Annotated in this window: 5 protein-coding genes; 2 read left to right on the forward strand and 3 right to left on the reverse strand. The window is 72.5% G+C overall.

All coding sequences use genetic code 11. From position 1 onward, the window contains the following. Both KME77_RS02560 and KME77_RS02565 read left to right on the forward strand, forming a co-directional pair. Positions 1–555: hypothetical protein (locus KME77_RS02560; RefSeq protein WP_219461372.1), on the forward strand; the 555-nt coding region annotated here is incomplete at its 5' end. After that, entirely contained in the window at positions 555–1,487 is a 933-nt protein-coding gene (locus tag KME77_RS02565; RefSeq protein WP_246609063.1) for a hypothetical protein, read from the forward strand. The genes KME77_RS02560 and KME77_RS02565, both read left to right, overlap by 1 nt. A gap of 35 nt (positions 1,488–1,522) precedes the next feature. Here KME77_RS02565 and KME77_RS02570 read toward each other — a convergent pair whose 3' ends face one another. From KME77_RS02570 to KME77_RS02580, 3 genes are all read right to left on the reverse strand, one after another. Next, complete coding sequence (locus tag KME77_RS02570; protein ID WP_219461380.1) at positions 1,523–1,723, reverse strand: hypothetical protein; 201 nt, start codon at positions 1,721–1,723, stop codon at positions 1,523–1,525. A gap of 43 nt (positions 1,724–1,766) precedes the next feature. Continuing rightward, positions 1,767–2,267, reverse strand: coding sequence for a methylated-DNA--[protein]-cysteine S-methyltransferase (locus KME77_RS02575; RefSeq protein ID WP_219461383.1), 501 nt, complete (start codon positions 2,265–2,267; stop codon positions 1,767–1,769). Next, positions 2,264–3,002, reverse strand: a 739-nt coding sequence (locus KME77_RS02580) for a DNA-3-methyladenine glycosylase family protein (RefSeq protein ID WP_281424009.1), incomplete at its 5' end; no start/stop codon positions are given. The genes KME77_RS02575 and KME77_RS02580, both read right to left, overlap by 4 nt.

The raw sequence follows: 3,002 nt of genomic DNA on the forward strand, positions 1-3,002 counted from the left end.
CCGGCCGAGCAGCCGTACACACCCGGCGGCGGCGGCGCGCCCGCGACGGGCGGGACCGCCGCCGCCACCCGCCCGGCCCCGACCGCGTCCGGCCCGCCGCGGAACAAGACGGTCAAGGTCGGCGACGAGCTGCGGGTACGCGTGGAGAGGCCGACGACGGACAACCCGTTGCAGCGGCTGTTCGCCGACTACTACGTCGAGCGGTGGCAGGCGGTCGTCGACGGCGACAACGACTACCTGCGTCACGTCGAGCCGCCGATGGTCCCCGAGGCGGGCAAGTGGGCGGTCGGCTTCACCGACCGTCAGGAGTCGGCGCGCGGCGTCGCCCGGCTGTACAGACTGCGGATCAGGTCGGTCATGGGCAAGGGAGCCCAGGTCGACACGTGCGTGGACGAGCGCCAGGTGCGCGTGGTGTCCACGACGACCGGCGAGGCGGTCGCGCCCCAGCCCGACTGGGTGCGCGCCCCTTACCTCCAGGCCGTGCTCGCGCATCGCGGCGACGACGGTGTGTGGCGGATCAGGGAACTCCGCCTCGAAAAGGAAGGATGCACGTGATGAACTCCCTGGTCCACGCGTTGATGGCGGGAGCGCTGATCTTCTCCACGCCCACCCCGGCGCCCGTTCCCACCGGGACGGTCAAGGGGTTCCAGAAGGGCAAGGATGCCGGTGTCCAGGTGGAGCACGGCAAGCTCATCGTCAGGGGCGACGTCAAGGGAGGCCGGACCGACGGCTATCGGATCCCGAGCCCCTGCTGGTACGAGCCGGGCCCCGACGCGGAGGAGATGCTCCGCATCCAGACCGACTCCAAGACCCAGTTCAACCGGGTGAAGGCCGACGAGGACAGCTTCAACGCGTTCGTCCAGCAGTTCAAGGACGTGAAGGGGAAGCCGGGCCGTTGGTGGACGCCCGCCTACAACAAGGCCGACCCCAACGGCGCCGCCTGCTGGGCCGGGCTGGAGCTGTTCGTCTTCGTGCCGCCGAACGAGACGCCGCCCAACGGGATCACCTTCGAACAGCTCGCCCAGATCGCCAGGGCGGCCATCCAGGTGCCCGAGCCGACGATCAAGCTGAGCCCGGACGCCAAGAGCTTCGTCAACCTGCCGACGTTCGTCTGGCTGGAGGGCGTCGGCCGGACCACGCGTACCGCGACCGCGGAGATCCCCGGCTTCCTGAGCGCCACGGTGGTGGCCACCCTCCAGGACATCAAGATCGACGCGGGCACCGGCAAGGACCGCGCCGAGGTCAAGGAGCAGTGCGGGGCGACCGGCAAGCCGTTCGCCAAGGGCGCCGAGTTCACCTGCGGTGTTCGTTATCTGCGCTCGTCGCTCGACCAGCCGCGCCAGGTCTACCAGCTGACCGTGACCACGGTCTGGCCGGTTCAGACGCAGGGCGCGCAGGTGCCGTTCCAGTTCGCCCCGGTCGAGGTCGGCGCGACCCGTGACGTGCCGGTCGGTGAGGTGCAGAGCAACGTGCGCGGCGAGAACTGACCGGAGGGGCGGGCGCTGTGCCCGCCCCTCCGGCCTCATTCGAACAGCTCGTCCACGCTCCCCACCGTCACCGCCCTGACCGTCCAGCGGTCGAGCAGGCTCTGGTCCGTGCAGGCGTGGACGCGGGCCCGGGCTTCCTCCGGCACCGGGATGCCGCGTGCCTCCAGGAAGCCCAGGATCAGCTCCGCCGGCGTCCGGGCCGGCCCGCCCCTGTATTCGTGTGCTGCGGCCATCACTCCGCGATCGTACAGACCGCTGCCGGATCGTGACCGTAAGTTGCTAGAGCTTGCCCGACTCATGGGCGAGCAGCCACTCCTTGACCGGCGTCCCGTAGTAGTAGCCGCCGTACCCGCCCGACTGGGGCAGCACCCGGTGGCAGGGGACGAAGGGGGCGATCAGGTTCTGGGCGCAGGCGCCGCCGGCCGCGCGGGCCGCCGACCTGGGCAGGCCGGCGCGTTCGGCCAGCTCGGCGTACGACACGGTGGTGCCCGGCTTGACCTCCCTGAGCGCCTTGTGCAGGGCCTGGCGCCGCTCGCTGCCCGGCTGCGACACCGGTACGGCGTCCAGAGCCAGCAGGTCGCCCGCCAGGTAGTCGCGTACGGCCTGCGCCGCCGCGCCCAGGTCGTCCACCACGTCCAGGCCCTCGGCCCGCAACGCGGGTGACAGGCGGGCGAACATCTCCGTGGGGTCGGCGGTGAACCCGGCCGCGACGATCACGCCCTCGCGGGACAGCAGCGACAGCGGCCCGGCGGGGGTCGGCATGACTTGTGCTTCGATCATGAGGAGCTCCAGAGATGAAGGGCGGCGTAGGCCCGCCAGGGCCGCCACCGCTCGATGTGGTCGGGAGAGATGTTCAGGGCGGCCATGCGCTTGTTCAGGACCAGGTCGCCGGTGGGCCAGGCGTCCGGGTCGCGCAACGCGCGCAGCGCGATGTAGCTGGCGGTCCAGGGGCCGACGCCGGGCACGTCGAGCAGCTCGGCCACGGCCTCGCCCGGGTCCTGGCCGCCGTCGAGGTCGATTCGGCCCTCGCACACGGCGATGGCCAGCTCCTTGAGCGTCGCGACCCGCCGGTTGGTGAGCCCCAGCCCCGTCAGGTCGGCGTCGAGCAGCTCCTGCGGCTCCGGGAACAGGTGGGTCAGGCCCTCGGGCAGCGAGCCGGTCGCAGGGGCGCCGGCCCGTTCGACGATCCGGCCGAGCAGCGTACGGGCGCCCGCGACCGAGATCTGCTGGCCGACGACGGCGCGCACGGCCAGCTCGAACCCGCCGAACGCCCCCGGCACCCGCAGCCCCGGACGCGCCTGGACGAGCGGCCCCAGCGAGGTCTCGCCCAGCGCCGCCGCGATGGCGTCGGGGTCGGCGTCCAGGTCGAGCAGGCGGCGGCACCTGGCCACGATGCGGGCGAGCTGCCGGGTGTCGTCCACGGCGACGTCGAGCGCGACGTGGCAGTGCTCGGGGGTGAGCGTGATCGCCCCGCCGGGGACCGCGCGCCGGTACGACGCGCGGTCGGCCACCTCC

Origin of the sequence: Nonomuraea rhizosphaerae, assembly GCF_019396405.1 — a bacterium.
GTDB lineage: Bacteria > Actinomycetota > Actinomycetes > Streptosporangiales > Streptosporangiaceae > Nonomuraea > Nonomuraea rhizosphaerae.